Raw genomic sequence first — 18247 nt, forward strand, 5'->3', positions numbered from 1 at the left:
AGAGACGCAATGAACAAGCACGAACCGACACAGTCATCGGTCAGCAAGGCCGGTCAGCGCAATGGTGGCGAGATTCTCGTCGCGGCCTTGCGGCGCAATGGCGCCGATCGCATGTTCGGCGTTCCCGGCGAAAGCGCACTGCCGATCTTTGACGCGCTGTATGAGCCGGATGCCGGGATCCGCTTCATTGTCTGCCGGCATGAGACCACGGCTTCTCATATGGCTGAAGCCGACGGCAAAATTTCAGGCCGGCCGGGCATTTGCGTGGTCAGCCGCGGCCCTGGCGCCATGCAGGCGGCGCTCGGATTGCACACCGCGTGGCAAGACTCCACGCCGATGATCCTGATCGTCGGGCAGGTGCCGCGCAGTCATCTGGGCCGTGAAGGCTTTCAGGAGATGAACTACGTCCGCACCTTTGACGACATGACGAAATGGGCCGTCGAGATTGACGCGGTCGATCGCATTCCGGAACTGGTGAGCCGGGCTTTTCATGTCGCGATGCAGGGACGGCCGGGGCCGGTGGTGCTTTCGATCCCTGAAGACGTGCTCAGCGCGATGAGCGACGTTGCCGATGCGGCGCCTGCGACTGTCATCGAAGCTTCGCCGTCGGCGTCGCAGATGGCCGAAGTGCGCGCGCTGCTGCAAAAGGCGCAGCGGCCGCTGGTGATCGTCGGCAATCTCGGCTGGACCTCGGCCGCGGTCGAACAGTTCACGGCCTTCGTCGAACGCAACGATTTGCCGGTCGTCGCCGGTTTCCGCTCGCAGGATGTGCTCGATAACCGCAGTGACCAGTATATCGGCGATATCAGCCTCGGCTGCAGCCGCCCGCTGATGGCGCGGGTCAAAACGGCGGATCTGCTGCTGGTGATCGGTGATCGGCTGGGAGATGTCACGACCAATCACTACTCCCTGCTCGACGTCCCAACTCCGAAACAGATCTTGATCCACGTGTTTCCTGGACCCGACGAACTCGGCCGCGTCTATGTGCCAACCCTCGGGATTCCCGCCAATTCCTCGCGCTTCGCCGAAGCGCTGGCCGATTTGTTTCCGCTCGACAGCGGGGCATGGGCCAGCTGGCGCGCGGAATCGCGTCAGGCTTACGTCGACTATCAGGCGCCGCGCACCGATGCGCCGCCTTTCGATCTCGCTACGGTGATCGATCACCTCAATACCAAATTACCGGACGATGCCATCGTTACCAATGGCGCCGGCAACTATACGATCTGGCTGCATCGCTATTATCGCTACAGAAAGCTGGGCACCCAGATCGCGCCGAAGTCCGGCTCGATGGGTTATGGCCTGCCGGCGGCGATTGCAGCGCAGTTGCGCCATCCCGAACGCAGGGTCGTCTGCCTGGCCGGTGACGGCTGCTTCATGATGGCCTCGCAGGAATTCGCGACCGCGGTCCAGCAACGACTGCCGATTGTCGTGATCATCGTCAACAATGCGATGTATGGCTCTATCCGGATGCATCAGGAGCTTCATTTCCCGAATCGTCCGAGCGGCACGGACCTGCTCAATCCCGACTTCGCGGCACTCGCCCGATCCTATGGCGCTTATGGAGAGGCCATCGAAACGCATCAGGAATTTCCTGCAGCTTTCGCCCGGGCGGTGGAGGCCAAGGGGCCCTCGATCATCGAGTTGCGCGTCAATCGCAACCAGTTGACGCCCGACCGGCGCATCTGAGGCTGGTCCGGAGCCTGTCGTTGATCTGGAAAGTCGCTAATTCGAGCTGGCGGCTTTTTCGCGGTCCTTGGCAGATTTTCTGGCGCGGCCAGATGCCTCTCTCCGTTTTGCCTTTGCTTCCGTCGGCCTCGGTTCTGCTGGCTTCGCCTTCGGCTTGGCCCGAAGCCTCAGGCGACCGGCTTCGGTCTTCTCGATCTCGAAGATTTCAGTCTTGCGCACGAGATCGCTCAATTTTCTAAAACCGTAATTCCGGACATCGAAATCGGAGACGAAGTTCGGCAGCTGCTCTCCGACGCGGTCGAGATTGACCCAGCCGTCTTCATTGCCAAGCTGGGCGACGACCCTTTCCAAAATGGGAATCGCCGCAGCCGGGGTCTTCAAGGCGGCCGCCGCTGGCGGCTGCTCGGTCGTAGTCGTCGCACGCTCGGCGATCAGGTTTTCCGTATAGACAAAGCGTCGGCAGGCTTGCCGAAAGCTCTCGGGCGTCTTGCGCGTGCCAAAACCGTAGACGTCAGCGCCTTGCTCGCGCAGCCGTGAGGCAAGGCGGGTGAAATCGCTGTCGGAGGACACCAGGCAAAATCCGTCGAACCGTCCGCTATGCAGCAGGTCCATCGCGTCGATGACAAGCGCGATGTCGGATGAGTTCTTGCCCTTCGTATAGGCGAACTGCTGGTAAGGATCGATGGCGTGTTTTTGCAGGATATCGGCCCAGGATTTGAGCTGCGGACTCGAGAAGTCGCCGTAGATCCGGCGAACGCTGGCTTCGCCGAATTTGGAGATTTCCTCGAACAGGCCGCCCGCGATCTGCGGGGACGTGTTATCGGCATCGATCAGGACCGCGAAACGGGGCAAACGCTGCTGTGCGACGTTCATCTGCAACCTCTGCCCGCTCCGCGATGGATGAATGGCCCGCTCAGTCTGTCAGCTTTTCGCTACAGGCGAAACATAGCTGAGGGACCGTATCTCTCGTCAGCCCGGCCATTGCGCGGTAAAGTCACCCAAATCCCGCGAATCGCGGGCGCTTAAAGAGGCAATTAAGACCATGACCATCCGCCTGCATCGCGGCGATCTGCCGGATCTGAGCCGCTACACCAATTCAGTTGCGATCGACACCGAGACCATGGGTCTCAATCCGCATCGCGACCGGCTATGCGTGGTGCAGCTCTCGCCCGGCGATGGAAGTGCCGATGTCGTGCAGATCCCGATGGGCCACACAGACGCGCCGAACCTGAAGAAGCTGCTCGGTGACCCGAAGGTGACCAAGATCTTTCACTTTGCGCGGTTCGATCTCGCGGCTCTCTACAACGCGCTCGGCGTGATGCCCGAGCCGGTCTATTGCACCAAGATCGCCTCCCGCCTGTGCCGCACCTATACCGACAGGCATGGTCTCAAGGATCTGGTCCGCGAAGTCCTCGGCGTCGATCTATCGAAGCAGCAGCAGTCGAGCGACTGGGGCAGTCAGACCCTCAGCGAGGCCCAGCTATCCTACGCGGCGTCGGACGTGCTGCATCTGCATGGGTTGCGCGAGCGGCTGAACGTCATGCTGACGCGCGAGGGCCGCACCGAATTGGCGCAGGCCTGTTTCGACTTCCTCCCGACTCGGGCCAAGCTGGACCTCTCGGGCTGGGAAAACGAGGATATTTTCGCTCATTCGTGACCGACCTGCGGCGAAGTGACTTTCTGAAACAGTTCAGGGTCTCTCCCGCCGCGTTTCGGTCATACTCCTCGTTCTGGTGGGGCGGGGCTGCAAACCGGTGCATTTCAGCGTAGACTGGCGCCGGTTTGGTAGGCCTTTCGGTGTGGCCCTTTTCGGCATGGCCCGTTGGAGCGACGGTGAGTTCAGTTCAGATTCCCAGCTATCAGGCGGGCATGGATGCGCGGTTCAGGGCCGCGGCACGCCATAGCCGTCTGGTGCGCCTGCTGCGGATTGCTGTCCCTGCCGTTGTGATCCTGTCGATGGCGGCGATTGTCGGCGTGTCGATCTTCAATCCGTTCCGGATCCTCGCCAAATTGCCGCTCGACATGGGCAATCTGGTCGTTTCGGGGACCAAGATCACCATGGAGACGCCGCATCTGGCCGGTTTCTCGCCGGACGGGCGGCCCTATGAGTTATGGGCCAAGGCCGCGACGCAGGATCTGACAGATCCCGACAATGTCGAACTAACGACCTTGCGCGCCAAGGTGATGATGGAAGACAAGTCGACGATGACGATGGATGCCCGCACCGGGAAGTTCAATTCGAAATCGCAGATGCTCTATCTGTATCAGGACATTTTCCTGCAAACGACGACCGGCTACGAAGCCAAGCTGACACAGGCGAACATTGATATTGCCAATGGCACGGTCACGTCGGACGAACCGGTCGATGTCAAACTTCTCAATGGCACTTTGGTCGGGCAACGGATGCGCATCACGGAACACGGTGAGCTGGTTCGGTTCGAGGGCGGTGTGTCGATGAACCTGAAGATGGACCCGCCTTCGCCGGACGCTTCGGCTCAGCCTGAGACCGTGGCGGAGCCCGAAGCCGCGCCGGAGCCCGTGAAACCGCGGGCCACCAACGGCAAGCGCGCCAACGCGAAATGAATGTGATGATTTTTCCCGTCAGTAATGTCCGATTTCGCGGGGTGACCGGCGCTGCGATCGCCGTGCTCGTGCTGGCTTTGACAGCCGATGCAAATGCGCAGAGCGCGGTGCAGGGTGTGCCGAACGCGATGCAGGGCTTCTCGCAGAATCGCGATCAGCCTATCCAGATCGAGGCCGCATCGCTGGAAATGCGCGACAAGAAAAAGGAAGCGACCTTCGCAGGCGATGTGAAGGTCGTGCAGGGCGACACCACGATGAAGTCGAAGACTCTCGTGGTCTTCTATGACGGCGGCGGCTCCGCGAACGAGCCGGCGGCCAAGGCTGCGCCCAAGGCGCCGATCAAGGCGGCGCAGCCGGGCCCGGGCGGTTCGTCGGCGATCAAGCGGCTTGAAGCGCGCGGCGGCGTCATCGTCACCCAGAAGGACCAGGTCGTCACCGGCGAGACGGCGGTGTTCGACACCCGGACCAATCTCGTCACCATGCAGGGCAATGTTGTGCTTACCCAGGGCAAGAATGTGCTGCGCGGCGATCGTCTGACCGTGGATATGACCACGGGCACCTCACGCGTCGAATCCAACAGCGGCAGGGTCCAGGGCATGTTCGAGTCGTCCGGCCAGAAGGGTGGCGGTGGCCCGACCTCGATCATACCCGGGCCTGGAGGCGGAAAACCCAAGTAACTCGAAGGGTTTGCCGATATAGACGAGCCGGATCCGGTTGAATCTGGCTGCGTAACCCGTTATCGCCATTGTTTTAATCGACATGGAAGGCTTGGCGTTCGGCTGGGCAAGGGACATCTAGTCCGCCATGCTGTTCCCAGTGATCGAACATGCCGCGACCTGGCGCGGATGACGTTTAGAGGCTGATCGAAGCGCGAATGGTTGATTTCCTCGGCATGTTCCGTCGGCGCGCTCCAAAACGCGGTCCGCAGGGTTTTGCGCGGTCGCCGGTCGACATCACGGCGCTCGGCGACAGCATGGGCGACATGCTGGGCAATCCCAGCCGTGAGGCGCCGCCACTCGCGCGGACCGCCCCGGCCGATACGCCCCAGGTTCCGCAAGCCCGGGCGGAGGCGCCGCGTGCCCCACAGCCTGCACCGGCCCGCCGTCCGGACAAGGCGCCGCCGCGGCCCCGGACCAACGGCGCCGCCGCACCAAAAGCTGCCCCGCGTGCGGGCTATCTGGCCGTCCATAATGTGAAAAAGAGCTTCGGCTCACGCCAGGTCACCCGCGGCGTCAGCATTTATGTTCGCCGCGGCGAGGCCGTCGGTCTGCTCGGACCGAACGGCGCCGGCAAGACCACGGTGTTCTACATGATCACCGGCCTGATCAAGCCCGACAGCGGCGCTATTGAGCTTGACGGCCACGACGTCACCCAGCTGCCGATGTATCAACGTGCGCGCCTCGGCATCGGCTATCTGCCGCAGGAAGCCTCGATCTTTCGCGGCCTCACGGTCGAGCAGAACATCCGTGCGGTGCTGGAGGTCGTCGAGCCCAGCCGCAAGAAGCGCGAGCGCGAGCTCGACGGGCTGCTCGAAGAGTTCAACATCCAGAGACTGCGCAAGTCGCCGTCGATCGCGCTGTCCGGCGGTGAGCGCCGCCGCGTTGAAATTGCGCGCGCGCTGGCGACGCGGCCGAATTACATGCTGCTCGACGAGCCCTTTGCCGGCATCGACCCGATTGCGGTGGGAGATATTCAGGACCTGGTCCGTCACCTGACCAATCGCGGCATCGGCGTGCTCATCACCGACCACAACGTGCGCGAAACGCTGGGGCTGACAGACCGCGCCTACATCGTCTATGCTGGTGAAATCCTGACGGAGGGATCTCCTGAGGAGATCGTGGCTGACCCGGACGTGCGTCGCCTTTACCTTGGCGAGGAATTCCGCCTCTAGACCAAATTTACAATTCGTCAAGCCGTGTACATCAGGCCGGGAAAGAGATAAGCAAGAAACGGACCAACTTTTGGATCGGTTTTTGCCTCCATGGCGCTGACGCAGAGACTAGAGTTCCGGCAATCCCAGTCGCTGGTGATGACGCCGCAGCTGATGCAGGCCATCAAGCTGCTGCAGCTGTCGAATCTCGATCTCGCAACCTTTGTCGAAGATGAACTGGAGCGCAATCCGCTGCTGGAACGCGCCAGCGACGGTCCTGAGCCGCCCGTGGCCGGCGAGGCCAGCCCCGAGCGCAGCGAGTTTTCGAGCCAGGACGAGGCGGGCTATGCCTCCGGCCACGACGATGGCGGCGACCATTTCGATTTTTCCGATCGTTCAGGCGGCGACAGCTTCGATGCGCCGGCGCCCGACGAGTGGATGAACCGCGAACTCGGCACCCGCGCCGAGATCGAACAGACCCTGGACACCGGGCTGGATAACGTCTTTTCCGAAGAGCCGGCCGAAGCCGCCGCACGCAACGCACAAGACGCTGCTCCGACCGCCTATACCGAATGGGGCGGCGGCGCCTCCAACGACGACAGCTACAATCTTGAGGCCTTCGTTGCCGCGGAAGTGACGCTCGGCAGCCATCTCGCCGAACAGCTCTCGGTGGCGTTCTCGTCGCCCGCGCAGCGGATGATCGGTCAGTATCTGATCGACCTCGTTGATGAGGCCGGCTACCTGCCGCAAGATCTCGGCGACGTGCATGAGCGGCTGGGTGCCTCTGTTGACGATGTCCAAAGTGTTCTCGGTGCGTTGCAGAAATTCGATCCGCCGGGTGTCTGCGCGCGCAGTCTCAGCGAATGTCTTGCAATCCAGTTGCGTGAACAGAACCGTTACGACCCCGCGATGCAGGCATTGGTCGAGCATCTCGATCTCCTGGCCAAGCGCGACATCGGCAATCTTAGAAAAATCTGCGGCGTCGACGACGAAGATCTGACCGACATGATCGGTGAGATTCGCAGACTCGATCCGAAGCCCGGTCTGAAGTTTGGCTCGGCGCGAACGCAGACCGTAGTGCCTGATGTCTATGTGCGGCCGGGTCCCGATGGCGGCTGGCATGTCGAGTTGAACAGCGACACACTGCCGCGCGTTCTCGTGAACCAGGTGTATTATTCTGAATTGTCGAAAACGATCCGTAAGGATGGCGACAAGTCGTACTTCACGGATTGTCTACAGAATGCGACCTGGCTCGTGCGTGCGCTCGATCAGCGCGCGCGTACTATCCTGAAGGTTGCGACCGAGATCGTCCGGCAACAGGATGGCTTCTTTACGCAGGGTGTTGCGCATCTTCGGCCGCTGAATCTCAAGGCGGTTGCTGATGCCATTCAAATGCATGAATCGACGGTGTCGCGCGTTACCGCCAATAAATACATGGCGACAAATCGCGGCAGCTTTGAATTGAAATACTTCTTTACGGCATCGATCGCGTCGGCTGATGGTGGCGAAGCGCATTCGGCTGAAGCGGTGCGACATCACATCAAGCAATTGATTGATGGAGAAAGTCCTTCTCTTATTCTTTCGGACGACACGATCGTGGAACGCTTGCGCGAAGCCGGAATTGATATCGCGCGCCGTACCGTTGCCAAATACCGTGAAGCCATGCGTATCCCGTCTTCAGTTCAGCGCCGGCGCGACAAGCAGAGTATGCTCGGCAATGCACTCACGGCACCCGCCACTCCGTCCGATAGGGCACCCGACCGATCCCGCGACACTGCACCAGCTTGATTGCACTCCCGTGGAAACGGGATACTGTCGGTTCAAGGCAGAAGAATCGAGGCATCAGCATGACCCTTCGTATCTCGGGAAAAAGCATCAATGTCGGAGACGCTTTGCGAGGCCGCGTGAGCGAGCGGACCGATGAGGTCCTTCGCAAATATTTCGATGGCAACTATTCCGGTCACATCACGCTCAGCAAAGACGGCTTCGGCTTCCGCACCGATTGTGCGTTGCATCTCGATTCCGGAATTACGCTCGAAGCGGACTCCAATGCAGCGGATGCTTATGCCAGTGCCGATCAGGCGTTGCTTCAGATCGAGAAACGTTTGCGTCGCTACAAGAGCCGGCTGAAGGATCGTTCCGCGCGCAAGACGCATGCTGAAAATCAGGCAATGGCTGAACTCACGGCCCCGACTTTGGACGCGCCGAGCTACATCCTTGAGGCGCCCGATCATGAGGGCGATGCCGACAGTGGCTACGATCCGGTCATCATTGCCGAATCAACCAGGTCGCTGAAGCGGTTCTCGGTGAGCGAAGCTGTCATGGAACTTGATTTCACCGGCGCGGCCGTCGTGCTATTCCTGCATGGCAGTACCGGTCGGGTGAATATCGTGTACCGCCGAGGCGACGGTAACGTGGGTTGGGTCGATCCACCGGTGGTTAAACCGTCCTGACGGCATTGACGCCCAAACGGCCCCTCCCTATGGTCCGCCGCCTTTGACAGGGTTATACCGGTCAATGGATTTCGCATGGGGGGTTCCGGTGCTAGAGTACGTCCGGGCGTTCGCGCCCGGCGCGTTTTCCATCACAGGAACGATGTCCCTTTCCAGTCTTTCTTGACGCTGCCGGTTTTGGTTCTAACTACCCGCTGACGGTCAAACATCCTCGGAACGGTCAATGACGATTACCGATCTGGTCGCGCCCGAGGCGATAATCCCGGCGTTGAAGGTCAACAGCAAGAAGCAGGCGCTGCAGGAGCTCGCTGGGCGCGCTTCCGCGCTCACCGGTCAGAACGACCGCGCCATTTTCGAGGTGCTGTTGCAGCGTGAGAAGCTCGGTACGACGGCCGTGGGCTATGGCGTTGCCATTCCGCATGGCAAGTTGCCGAAGCTCGACAAGCTGTTCGGCCTGTTTGCGCGTCTCGATCGTCCGATCGATTTCGAGGCCATGGACGGCCAGCCGGTCGATCTGGTGTTTCTGCTGCTGGCGCCGGAAGGTGCGGGCGCCGATCATCTGAAGGCGCTGGCACGGATCGCACGTCTGCTGCGCGATCAGGACGTCGCCAAAAAGCTGCGTGCCTCCCGTGACGCTCAGGCGATCTATTCGGTGCTCGCTTTGCCGCCAGCGACAGCCGCCTAACCATCTCACCCCGCAGCTTACGCTGGAAGCACCCGGTTGGACCGGGCGTTTCTCTGTTCCGAACCAGATCCCTGCTTGCGCGGAGATGGAAGGCTGGTTGGCCTTGCCAGCTTACGCCGCGAATTCCTTGGCCGAGATTGGAGCGAGCGACTCGTTGCGCACCGCCTGCCGCGCGGTGATCGATGCGAGCTCGTTCATGGCCGCAGAGGCAGCTTCGGCTTGCGTTTCGGCACGGATCGATTCTGCTTCTTCCGCTGCAGCGACTGCGCGCGACGATGCTGCCATCCGCAGTGCGGTCTGGATCTCGTTGGAATCCGCGCCGCTCTTGAGCAGCAGCAACGTCAGCAGCGCCTTGACGTCGGAATTCATCGCGTCTGCGCTCTGCTTCATGCGTCGCACGGCCGCTGACGTTTCAGGAACGTTGACGGCGGTTGCGGGACGAAGCTTGGCGACGTTGCTGCCTGAAGCTTCTATGCCCTGCATGCGCATCGGATTGGCATATTCTTCCGCCATCATTACCCGCGATGCGGCAGCAAGCTGCAGAGCATTGTGAATCTCCGGCGAACTGGTGCCGGTCTTCAGCAACAGCAAAGTGAGGAGAGCTTTGACGTCCGAGTTCATCGCGGCAGTGTTTTGCATTGTGTTCCTCGCTTGTGAGAAGAGTGACTGAGCTAGTTGAAACGTCGTCCGAACAGCTTTTCGAAGAAGGTTGGTTGTGGCGGCTCGGGGTAAGTGATTTCGGCGACGAGTTTGGGTGGCTTGGGGCGCCGGACGTCACGCTTCACCCGCAGCTTTGACAGCAGCATGGTCGGCCCAGGCATGGCCGCGGGCTCGGCGAAGGTCGTGAGCGTGCCGTCCTCGAGGCTGCCGCGGATCAGGATTGGTGAGAGAAATATGGGATCTGCGAGTGCAGCAGCCGTCGCAAGCCGCGCGTTATTTAGAGTGCCGAGGCTCTGAACGGCCTCGATACTCCATTGCCCGAGCGGCAAGCGGTCTGACTTGGTCACGAAAGGCGGGCTGTTGTCGGGTGCGATGATGGGAGGGACGGTGCCGTCGGCGCGCATCAAGAATACGGTGGCAGCCGCGCAGCCCGGTGCAAAGACGAGGATCGCGAAACAGGCTGCGATCACTGGCCGACTATCAAAACCCCAGGAGCCGGTCCGGGGAACTGCCTCTGATTTCGGAGCGGTGATCGTTGCACCGAAGCTCCGTAGCAAGTCTTCGACTTGAACTATCTGAGCTTGTGTCGATCCATTCATGGCGACCTCGAATCTCAACATGACCAGATTTTCTCAAGTCATGGTGAATGCGTAGTCACCATTTTCTTCTGTGAAACAGCAGCAAAGATCAGGCACAATGATGCCATCGCGTCGGATATCCAGATTGCTATTGATGGGGGGATCAGTTTTTCAGATGGCGCAGCGGATGAGAGGTCGCGTGCGAATCGATTGCGTCCGATAATGTGCTCACGATATTGACGACGGGTTAAATAGATACCGCGTCATGCAAGCCGAGCGCCTGCGCGTGATGATCGTCGTTTGGACGCTGGGATACTCAACATTGGGATACGCGGCTGTCACCGCGTATCCTGACGTCTGCATGCTGGCCAGTTCGCGTTAGTGAACGCTGACGGTCTGCAATTCCTGGCTCCATGCATTCGCGATCGCCGCTTCACGGCTGTCGGTGAGCATGATCGGCGTGCCGTCGGCAGCGTGCAGCGCGAACAGCTGCAATCCGGGCGCAATCTCCGGCGCCTGCGGGAACAGTCCCGGCACGTCTTCCGAGCGAACCGGCTTCACATAGGCGATCATACCTTCGCCCAGATGCGCCAATGCTTCGGTGGTGACGGCGGCATTTTCATTGATCGTAACAACTTCAGTCATCGTCTCGACTCCTTCTATGAGATCAAGCGGTCGAGTCCGCTACTCGTTCCATACTCAGGATGCATGACCTGATCGAAAACCGGAAACCAGTTTGTCGCATCATGCATTATTCGTGTTCATTGATAGCGATTGTCTTAATGACCCTTTCAGGCTCAGGCCTGGCCAGATCAATCGACAACAGCCCGTTCTTCAGATCCGCACCCAGCACGAGCATCCCCTCTGCCAGCACGAAGGTGCGCTGGAAGTGGCGCGCGGCGATGCCGCGATGGATGTATTGCCGGGTCTTGTCGTCCTGCTGGCGGCCCCGGATCACGAGCTGGTTTTCCTCGGTGGTCACATCGAGCTGATCGCGGGTGAAACCTGCGACCGCCAGCGTGATCCGCAGGCGTTCGGGTTGACCGTTATTACGGTCGCACCGCTCGATGTTGTAAGGAGGATAACCGTCGGCGCCTTTGACGACGCGATCGAGCGCACGCTCAATCTCGTCGAATCCCAAAAGGAACGGACTGGATAACGAAGGAACACGAGACATACCTACAAAGCCCTCTCGAAGCGACTTTGAGGGGCCCTTACGGCACCCCTGGCCAATCGGCACTCTGCCAACCGGTCAATCAACAATATGGGCATGCCAAAGCCCGGTTCAAGCACCTCTAAATTGCCGGGAAACCGTTACTAAGGCCTTGAAACCGATCAGATATCGATCCGATTGCGGCCATTAGCGCTGAACAGGTGCAGTTTGTCGCGGGGAGCCGTGGCGCGGATCGAAGCACCGATGGCCGGGGCATCCTGGCCAGGGATACGCACGATGACCTCGCCCTCGGGCAGCTCGCCCGGAGTGGCACTGACGGCCCTCTCGGCCCGCGCACGGGTGCCATAGACGAAGGTTTCCGCGCCCACCCGCTCGATGGCCTCGACCGTCAGGTTCAGCGTGATGCCGCCGTCAGCTGCCGCCTCGCCGGAGATTGCAAGGTCTTCCGGCCGGACACCCAGGATACCGGCCTCGGCAGCGCTGCGGCTGTCGCCGGCGAACTGCGCACGGATCTCATCGCCGCCCAGCTTGATCAGGTTCATCGGCGGCGCGCCGATAAAGGAGGCGACGAAAGTGGTCGCCGGCTTGCGGTAGATATCGAGCGGACTGCCGATCTGCTCGACCTGGCCGCCGTTCATCACCACCAGAATATCCGCCAGCGTCATCGCCTCCAACTGATCGTGGGTGACGTAGATCGACGTCGTCTTGAGGCGACGTTGCAGCTTGCGGATTTCGACCCGCATGGCAACGCGCAGCTTGGCATCGAGATTGGACAGTGGCTCGTCGAACAGGAACACTCTCGGCTGCCGGACGATGGCGCGGCCCATGGCGACGCGCTGGCGCTGGCCGCCGGATAATTGTCTGGGCTTGCGATCGAGCATGCCGGCGAGTTCGAGCGTCTGCGCGGCTTCGCGCACGCGCGTATCGATCTCCGGCTTCGGCATGCCTCTGTTGCGCAGGCCGTAGGCCATGTTGTTGTAGACGCTCATATGCGGATAGAGCGCGTAATTCTGAAACACCATGGCGATGTCGCGATCCGCCGGCTCGATCTCGTTGACGATACGGCCGCCAATATCGACCTCGCCGGAGGTGACGGTTTCGAGGCCGGCAACCATGCGCAGCAAGGTTGACTTGCCGCAGCCGCTTGGCCCGACGAGCACGCAGAACTGGCCGTCACCGATATCGAAATCGATGCCTTTGATGGCCTCGAAGCCGCCGGGATAGGTCTTGCGGACGTTGCGCAGCGAAACATTGGCCATCTGAACTTACTTCTCCGTCTCGACCAGGCCACGCACGAACAGCCGCTGCATGAACACCACCACGGCGACAGGAGGCACCATCGCAAGAATCGCCGTCGCCATCGCGAGCTGCCATTCGGCGAGTTCATCCGTCGTCGTCAGCATCTTCTTGATGCCGGTGACGATGGTCTGCATGGATTCCTGCGTCGTGATCAGAAGCGGCCACAGATACTGGTTCCAGCCATAGATGAACTGGATCACGAACAGCGCTGCCATTGTGGTGACCGACAGCGGCAGCAACGTATCCTTGAAAAAGCGAAAGGGGCCGGCGCCGTCGATGCGCGAGGCTTCGAGCAGTTCATCGGGGATGGTCATGAAGAACTGGCGAAACAGCAGCGTGCCGGTGGCCGATGCGATCAACGGCAGGATCAGCCCGGCATAGGTGTCGAGCATCTTCAGATCGGCGATTACCTTGTAGGTCGGATAGATACGGACCTCGACCGGCAGCATCAGCGTCACGAAGATGATCCAGAAAGCCGTCTGGCGGAACGGAAAACGGAAATACACCACCGCATAGGCGGAGAGGATCGAGATCACGATCTTGCCGAGCGCGATGCCCATTGCCATGACGAACGAGTTCATCAGCATGTGGCCGACCGGCTCGCGGCTGGCGCGCGATCCGCCGATGAAAATCGCGCGGTAGTAGTTCTCCAGCGTATGACTGCCCGGCAGCATCGGCATGTTGCCGTTGACCACCGTTGCTGCGTCATGGGTCGAGGCGATCAGCGCGACATAGACCGGGAAGACGACGATGAACACGCCGAAAGTCAGGATCGCGTAAGCGAGGATGTCGTTCCAGCGGCGATGCTCGACCATCAGTACTGCACCTTGCGCTCGACATAGCGAAACTGGATGGCCGTGAGCGCGATCACGATAACCATCAGGATCACCGACTGCGCTGCCGATCCGCCGAGGTCGCCGCCGAGCCTGCCGTCGGCATAGACCTTGTAGACCATGGTGGTCGTCGCCCCGGCCGGCCCGCCGCCGGTGACGGCGTCGATGATGCCGAAAGTGTCGAAGAACACATAGACGACGTTGACGACCAGCAGGAAGAACGTGGTCGGCGACAGCAACGGGAACGTGATCGTCCAGAATCGCCGATACGGCCCGGCGCCATCAATCGCCCCGGCCTCGAGTACGCTGCGCGGGATCGCCTGCAGGCCGGCCAGGAAGAACAGGAAATTATAGGCGATCTGCTTCCACACCGCGGCCATGACGACGAGCGCCATGGCGTGGTTGCCGTTCAACATCGGATTCCAGTTGAAGCCCATCATGCGCAGCGGCCGTGCCATGGTGCCGAGGGAGGGATGGAAGATGAACAGCCACAGCACGCCGGCGACGGCCGGCGCCACCGCATAGGGCCAGATCATCATGACCTTGAAGGTCGGTGCCGCTTTCAGATTCTTGTCGGCCTGGGTGGCGAACAACAATGCGATCGACAGCGAGAGCGCCGCGACCAGCGACGAGAACACCACGGTCGTCGCCATTGCCTTGTAGTATTCCGGCTGGGCAAGCAGCGCCTGATAGTTCTCCAGCCCGATGAATTCCGAGTTCAGGCCGAACGCGTCCTCGCGCAAAAACGATTGCCAGACAGCCTGGCTGGCCGGCCAGTAGAAAAACACCAGGGTGATGACCAGCTGCGGCACGAGCAACAAATATGGCAGCAGTTTACCCTTGAAGACCGCGGACTTTTCCATGCAGTTCGTCGTGCCCCAGAAAGCAGCCTCATTCTGCTCATGTCATCGCCGGTCCGAGCGCGCAATTGCGCGCGAGGCCGGCAACGACAGCGTCCGCTTGAATACTACTTCGCAGTCTTTTCGAAGGTCCGCAACATGGCGTTGCCACGGCTCACGGCGGTGTCGAGTGCCTGTTGTGCCGTCTTCTGGCCACCCAGCGCAGCCTCGATCTCTTCGGACCAGATGTCTCGCAACTGCACCATGTTGCCGAACCGCAGGCCGCGCGAATTTTCGGTCGGCTCCTTGTTGGTCAGCTCCTTCAGCGGGGTCTGCAGGATCGGGTTCTTGTCATAGAAACCGTCGGCCTTGGTCTTTTCATAGGCGGCTTTGGTGATCGGCAGATAACCGGACTCCTGATGCAGCTTGGCCTGACGATCTGTGTCGGACAGGAAGCTGAAGAACTTGGCGATGCCTTTGTATTCCTCAGGCTTCTTGCCGCCCATCACCCATAGCGAAGCGCCGCCGATGATCGAGTTCTGCGGCGCGCCGGCAGCTTCGGGATAGTAAGGCATCGGCACCGAAGTGAAGGCGAATTTGGCGGTGCCCTTCGCCGTCGCGTAATAGCCGGAGGAGGTCATGAAGAGCGGGCATTCGCCGGAGCCGAAGCGACTCTCGCTGGCATTGGCGCGACCGGAATAATCGTAGGTCTTGTCCTTCTGCAATTCGATCAGTGTCTGCAGATGTTTGACATGCAGTGGCGAATTGAATTTCAGCTCGGTGTCGAAGCCGTCGAGTCCGTTCGCCTTGGTACCGATCGGCACGTTATGCCATGCCGAGAACTGTTCGATATTGGCCCAGGTCGCCCAGGCATTGGAGAAGCCGCAGGTCGCATAGCCAGCCGCCTTGAGCTTCTTGGCGTCCTCGAACACTTCGGGCCAGGTCTTGGGAATCTCGGCAATGTTGGCCTTCTTCAGCGCATCCAGATTGACCCACATCACCATCGACGATGAGTTGAAGGGAAACGACAGCATCTCGCCCTTCGATGTCGAGTAGTAACCGGTGATCGCGGGCAGGTAGTTGTTCGGATCGAACGGCTCGCCCGCATCCTTCATCAGCTGGTAGACAGGTTTGACGGCGCCCTTGGCGCTCATCATGGTCGCTGTACCGACCTCGAAGACCTGCAGGATGTGCGGTGCTGTGCCGGCGCGAAATGCTGCGATGCCGGCATTCATGGTGTCGGGATAGCTGCCCTTGAAGGTCGGGACCACCTTGTAGTCCGGTTGGCTGGCATTGAAGTCAGCCGCGAGCTTGTTGACGATGTCGTTGTTGCCGCCGGTCATCGCGTGCCACCACTGGATCTCCGTCACTGCCTGCGCGGGCGAAGCGAGCGCCAGCGCGGATGCGAACAAAGTGGCAAGTGTGAATTGGGGGCGGATCATCCAGTTTCTCCCGTTAGCCGTCATCGTCTCGTTGCAACAAAGCTGCGCCGGATGACGTGCATGCGACATTTTGACGGCGCGGATGCTAGGCGGGAAATGGCGGCGTTGGGAAGCCGCAAAAAGTCGAAGACGAACGGGGCTGCCGATCGCGCAGCCCCGTATTGTTCTTATCGCTTGCGTTCGGAGCCGCTCACGGTTCCCTTGGCGACCAGCTCTTTGATCTCATCACCGGAGTAGCCGAACTCGGTGAGGATCTCGTTGAAGTGCTCGTTGAACTTCGGCGGCACGTGGCGCAGGCTCGCTTTGGTGCGGTCGAAGCGGACCGGCGAGGCAACGCCCTTGTACCAGTCCTTCTCGATGATATCGCCGCGATGCTTCGTGTGCGCATTGGCGAGTGCCTTGTCGATCGACTGCACCGGGCCTGCCGGCAGGCCGGCGCCGAGCAGGCGCTCGCACAGCGGTGCGCTGTCGTGATCCTTCAGGATCGCTTCCAGCTCGGCACGCAGCGCATCGCGATTCTGCACGCGGTCACGGTTGCGTGCGAAGCGCACGTCCGTGCCGAGTTCCGGCTTGCCAAGTTCGCGGCACAGCTTCCGGAAGGTGCCGTCATTGCCGACGCCCATGAAGATATTGCCGTCGCGGGCAGCGAACACGGCATAGGGCACCAGGTTCGGATGCTCGTTGCCGGTCAGTGTCGGCGGCTTGCCGCCGTTGTAGAAATAGTTCGCGGTATGCGGGTGCATGATCGCGAGACCGGTTTCGTACAATGTCGCCTCGACGAATTGACCGAGACCCGATTTGGCGCGCTCGGCGAGCGCCATCAGGATGCCGACGCAGGCATAGAGACCGGTCGCCATGTCGACAAGCGCGACGCCGATGCGGGTCGGGCCGCTTTCCTGTGAGCCGGTCGATGCCATCAGGCCGACCATCGACTGGATGATCGCGTCATAGCCGGGGTGCCCGCCATGTGGGCCGTCGCCGCCGAAGCCGGAGATGCGGCAATGGATCAGCTGCGGGAATTTCTCGCGCAGGAAATCGTTGCCGATTCCCCATTTGTCGAGCGTGCCGGGCTTGAAGTTCTCGATCATCACGTCGGCATTTTCGAGCATCCGCATCAGCACTGTACGACCACCCTCGGAGGCGAGGTCGAGACCGATCGAGCGCTTGTTGCGGTTGGTGCCGATGAAATAGGCCGCGTCGTCGTCGTGGAAGGGGGGGCCCCAGTCGCGAGTCTCGTCGCCGGCCGGCGGCTCGACCTTGACGACGTCAGCGCCGTGGTCGGCCAGGATCTGGGTGCAATAGGGTCCGCCAAGAACGCGCGACAGATCGATCACGCGCAGGCCGGCAATCGCGCCGGGAGCTATGGGCAAGCTCATTCAATCAGCCTTCTCTCAAGTGTCGTTGGGATATTTTTATGCCAGAGAGCATGTAAGGGCTGTCAGAGCTAGCGGGCTTCCGGCTGGTCAGCAATGGCCTTGTCCGGGCAGCGGCTATGGCCAGAGCGAGGGTATGGCGCAACCGCCAGACGAACGCGAACGGGCTCGGCCGATGGCCGAGCCCGTTCGTATCGAGAGTTAATTTATTTGCGTCGCCGTAACTCAGACGATCACGGTGCGGACGTCGATATTGCCGCGTGTGGCGTTGGAATACGGGCAGACCTGATGCGCTTTCTCGACCAGCGCTTCAGCTTCTGCGCGCGCCAGACCCGGCAAGGAGACCGCAAGTTCGACATCGAGGCCGAAACCACCAGCCGAGCGCGGACCGATGCCCACCGTGGAGGTGACCGACACATCGGCGGGTACCTTGGGGCCGCCCTGCGAGCCCACAAACTTCATTGCGCCGATGAAACAGGCAGCGTAGCCGGCCGCGAACAGTTGCTCGGGATTGTTGCCGACGCCGCCTGCGCCGCCGAGTTCCTTCGGCGTGGTGAGTTTGACGTCGAGCGCGCCATCAAGCGTAGCGGCGTGGCCATCGCGGCCGCCGGTTGCCTTGGCGCTGGTCTTGTAGAGCACGTTGACAGACATGGTGGGTCTCCTCGTTGTTTGTGTCTTGCCCCATTATAATTGCGCACAATTAGATTGTGCACAAGACATAAAATGCGCGACGCAATCGAATTGTGCTCAACTGATCGTGAAGGGGTTGGGG

19 protein-coding genes are annotated in these 18247 nt (G+C 60.8%); 8 read left to right on the top strand and 11 right to left on the bottom strand.

Going from position 1 to position 18247, the window contains the following annotated elements:
• The first annotated feature begins 9 nt into the window (after window positions 1-9).
• Complete coding sequence (locus BLW80_RS10485; RefSeq protein WP_093757860.1) at window positions 10-1686, top strand: thiamine pyrophosphate-binding protein; 1677 nt, start codon at window positions 10-12, stop codon at window positions 1684-1686.
• Between the two features lie 36 nt (window positions 1687-1722).
• Here the strand turns inward: BLW80_RS10485 and BLW80_RS10490 are convergent, their stop codons facing one another.
• The gene (locus tag BLW80_RS10490) at window positions 1723-2559 is read right to left on the bottom strand and encodes an NYN domain-containing protein (RefSeq protein ID WP_093757861.1); all 837 of its coding nucleotides are present in this window, start codon (window positions 2557-2559) and stop codon (window positions 1723-1725) included.
• 169 nt (window positions 2560-2728) lie between these two features.
• Here BLW80_RS10490 and BLW80_RS10495 point away from each other — a divergent pair, with 169 nt between their 5' ends.
• The 7 genes from BLW80_RS10495 to ptsN all read left to right on the top strand — a co-directional run bounded on the left by BLW80_RS10495 (window position 2729) and on the right by ptsN (window position 9277).
• Window positions 2729-3343 carry a ribonuclease D gene (locus BLW80_RS10495; RefSeq protein WP_093757862.1) on the top strand — a complete coding sequence of 205 codons (615 nt, stop codon included), beginning with the start codon at window positions 2729-2731 and terminating at the stop codon, window positions 3341-3343.
• Window positions 3344-3519: 176 nt separating this feature from the next.
• Entirely contained in the window at window positions 3520-4269 is a 750-nt protein-coding gene (lptC, locus tag BLW80_RS10500) for an LPS export ABC transporter periplasmic protein LptC (protein WP_093757863.1), read from the top strand.
• Window positions 4266-4946, top strand: coding sequence for an LptA/OstA family protein (locus BLW80_RS10505; RefSeq protein ID WP_089266372.1), 681 nt, complete (start codon window positions 4266-4268; stop codon window positions 4944-4946). Before lptC ends, BLW80_RS10505 begins: the two co-directional genes overlap by 4 nt.
• Before the next feature lie 197 nt (window positions 4947-5143).
• A complete protein-coding gene (gene lptB / locus BLW80_RS10510; protein WP_093757864.1) occupies window positions 5144-6160 on the top strand; it encodes an LPS export ABC transporter ATP-binding protein in 1017 nt (338 codons plus the stop codon).
• Between the two features lie 90 nt (window positions 6161-6250).
• Entirely contained in the window at window positions 6251-7927 is a 1677-nt protein-coding gene (gene rpoN, locus BLW80_RS10515; protein WP_093757865.1) for an RNA polymerase factor sigma-54, read from the top strand.
• Between the two features lie 59 nt (window positions 7928-7986).
• Window positions 7987-8592, top strand: coding sequence for a ribosome hibernation-promoting factor, HPF/YfiA family (gene hpf, locus BLW80_RS10520; protein ID WP_089266375.1), 606 nt, complete (start codon window positions 7987-7989; stop codon window positions 8590-8592).
• A gap of 223 nt (window positions 8593-8815) precedes the next feature.
• The gene (ptsN, locus tag BLW80_RS10525) at window positions 8816-9277 is read left to right on the top strand and encodes a PTS IIA-like nitrogen regulatory protein PtsN (RefSeq protein WP_093757866.1); all 462 of its coding nucleotides are present in this window, start codon (window positions 8816-8818) and stop codon (window positions 9275-9277) included.
• 111 nt (window positions 9278-9388) lie between these two features.
• Here ptsN and BLW80_RS10530 read toward each other — a convergent pair whose 3' ends face one another.
• The 10 genes from BLW80_RS10530 to BLW80_RS10575 form a co-directional block, all read right to left on the bottom strand.
• Window positions 9389-9916 carry a hypothetical protein gene (locus BLW80_RS10530; protein WP_139285801.1) on the bottom strand — a complete coding sequence of 176 codons (528 nt, stop codon included), beginning with the start codon at window positions 9914-9916 and terminating at the stop codon, window positions 9389-9391.
• Window positions 9917-9948: 32 nt separating this feature from the next.
• A complete protein-coding gene (locus BLW80_RS10535; RefSeq protein ID WP_139285802.1) occupies window positions 9949-10536 on the bottom strand; it encodes a hypothetical protein in 588 nt (195 codons plus the stop codon).
• A gap of 357 nt (window positions 10537-10893) precedes the next feature.
• Window positions 10894-11160, bottom strand: coding sequence for a BQ00720 family protein (locus tag BLW80_RS10540; RefSeq protein WP_089266380.1), 267 nt, complete (start codon window positions 11158-11160; stop codon window positions 10894-10896).
• 106 nt (window positions 11161-11266) lie between these two features.
• Window positions 11267-11692 carry an Hsp20 family protein gene (locus BLW80_RS10545; protein ID WP_068730313.1) on the bottom strand — a complete coding sequence of 142 codons (426 nt, stop codon included), beginning with the start codon at window positions 11690-11692 and terminating at the stop codon, window positions 11267-11269.
• 158 nt (window positions 11693-11850) lie between these two features.
• The gene (locus tag BLW80_RS10550) at window positions 11851-12948 is read right to left on the bottom strand and encodes a sn-glycerol-3-phosphate import ATP-binding protein UgpC (RefSeq protein ID WP_093757869.1); all 1098 of its coding nucleotides are present in this window, start codon (window positions 12946-12948) and stop codon (window positions 11851-11853) included.
• A 6-nt stretch (window positions 12949-12954) separates the two neighbouring features.
• Window positions 12955-13803, bottom strand: coding sequence for a sn-glycerol-3-phosphate ABC transporter permease UgpE (gene ugpE / locus BLW80_RS10555; RefSeq protein ID WP_093757870.1), 849 nt, complete (start codon window positions 13801-13803; stop codon window positions 12955-12957).
• Window positions 13803-14684, bottom strand: a complete 882-nt coding sequence (gene ugpA, locus BLW80_RS10560; protein ID WP_089266387.1) for a sn-glycerol-3-phosphate ABC transporter permease UgpA — start codon at window positions 14682-14684, stop codon at window positions 13803-13805. Before ugpA ends, ugpE begins: the two co-directional genes overlap by 1 nt.
• A gap of 104 nt (window positions 14685-14788) precedes the next feature.
• Window positions 14789-16102 carry a sn-glycerol-3-phosphate ABC transporter substrate-binding protein UgpB gene (gene ugpB / locus BLW80_RS10565; RefSeq protein WP_093757871.1) on the bottom strand — a complete coding sequence of 438 codons (1314 nt, stop codon included), beginning with the start codon at window positions 16100-16102 and terminating at the stop codon, window positions 14789-14791.
• Window positions 16103-16269: 167 nt separating this feature from the next.
• Window positions 16270-17478 (bottom strand): CaiB/BaiF CoA transferase family protein, encoded by a 1209-nt coding sequence (locus BLW80_RS10570; RefSeq protein WP_093757872.1) that lies wholly within the window; start codon window positions 17476-17478, stop codon window positions 16270-16272.
• 222 nt (window positions 17479-17700) lie between these two features.
• Window positions 17701-18126, bottom strand: a complete 426-nt coding sequence (locus BLW80_RS10575; protein ID WP_093757873.1) for an organic hydroperoxide resistance protein — start codon at window positions 18124-18126, stop codon at window positions 17701-17703.
• Window positions 18127-18247 lie beyond the last annotated feature (121 nt).

It is taken from the genome of Tardiphaga sp. OK245 (assembly GCF_900108575.1).
Classification (GTDB): domain Bacteria; phylum Pseudomonadota; class Alphaproteobacteria; order Rhizobiales; family Xanthobacteraceae; genus Tardiphaga; species Tardiphaga robiniae.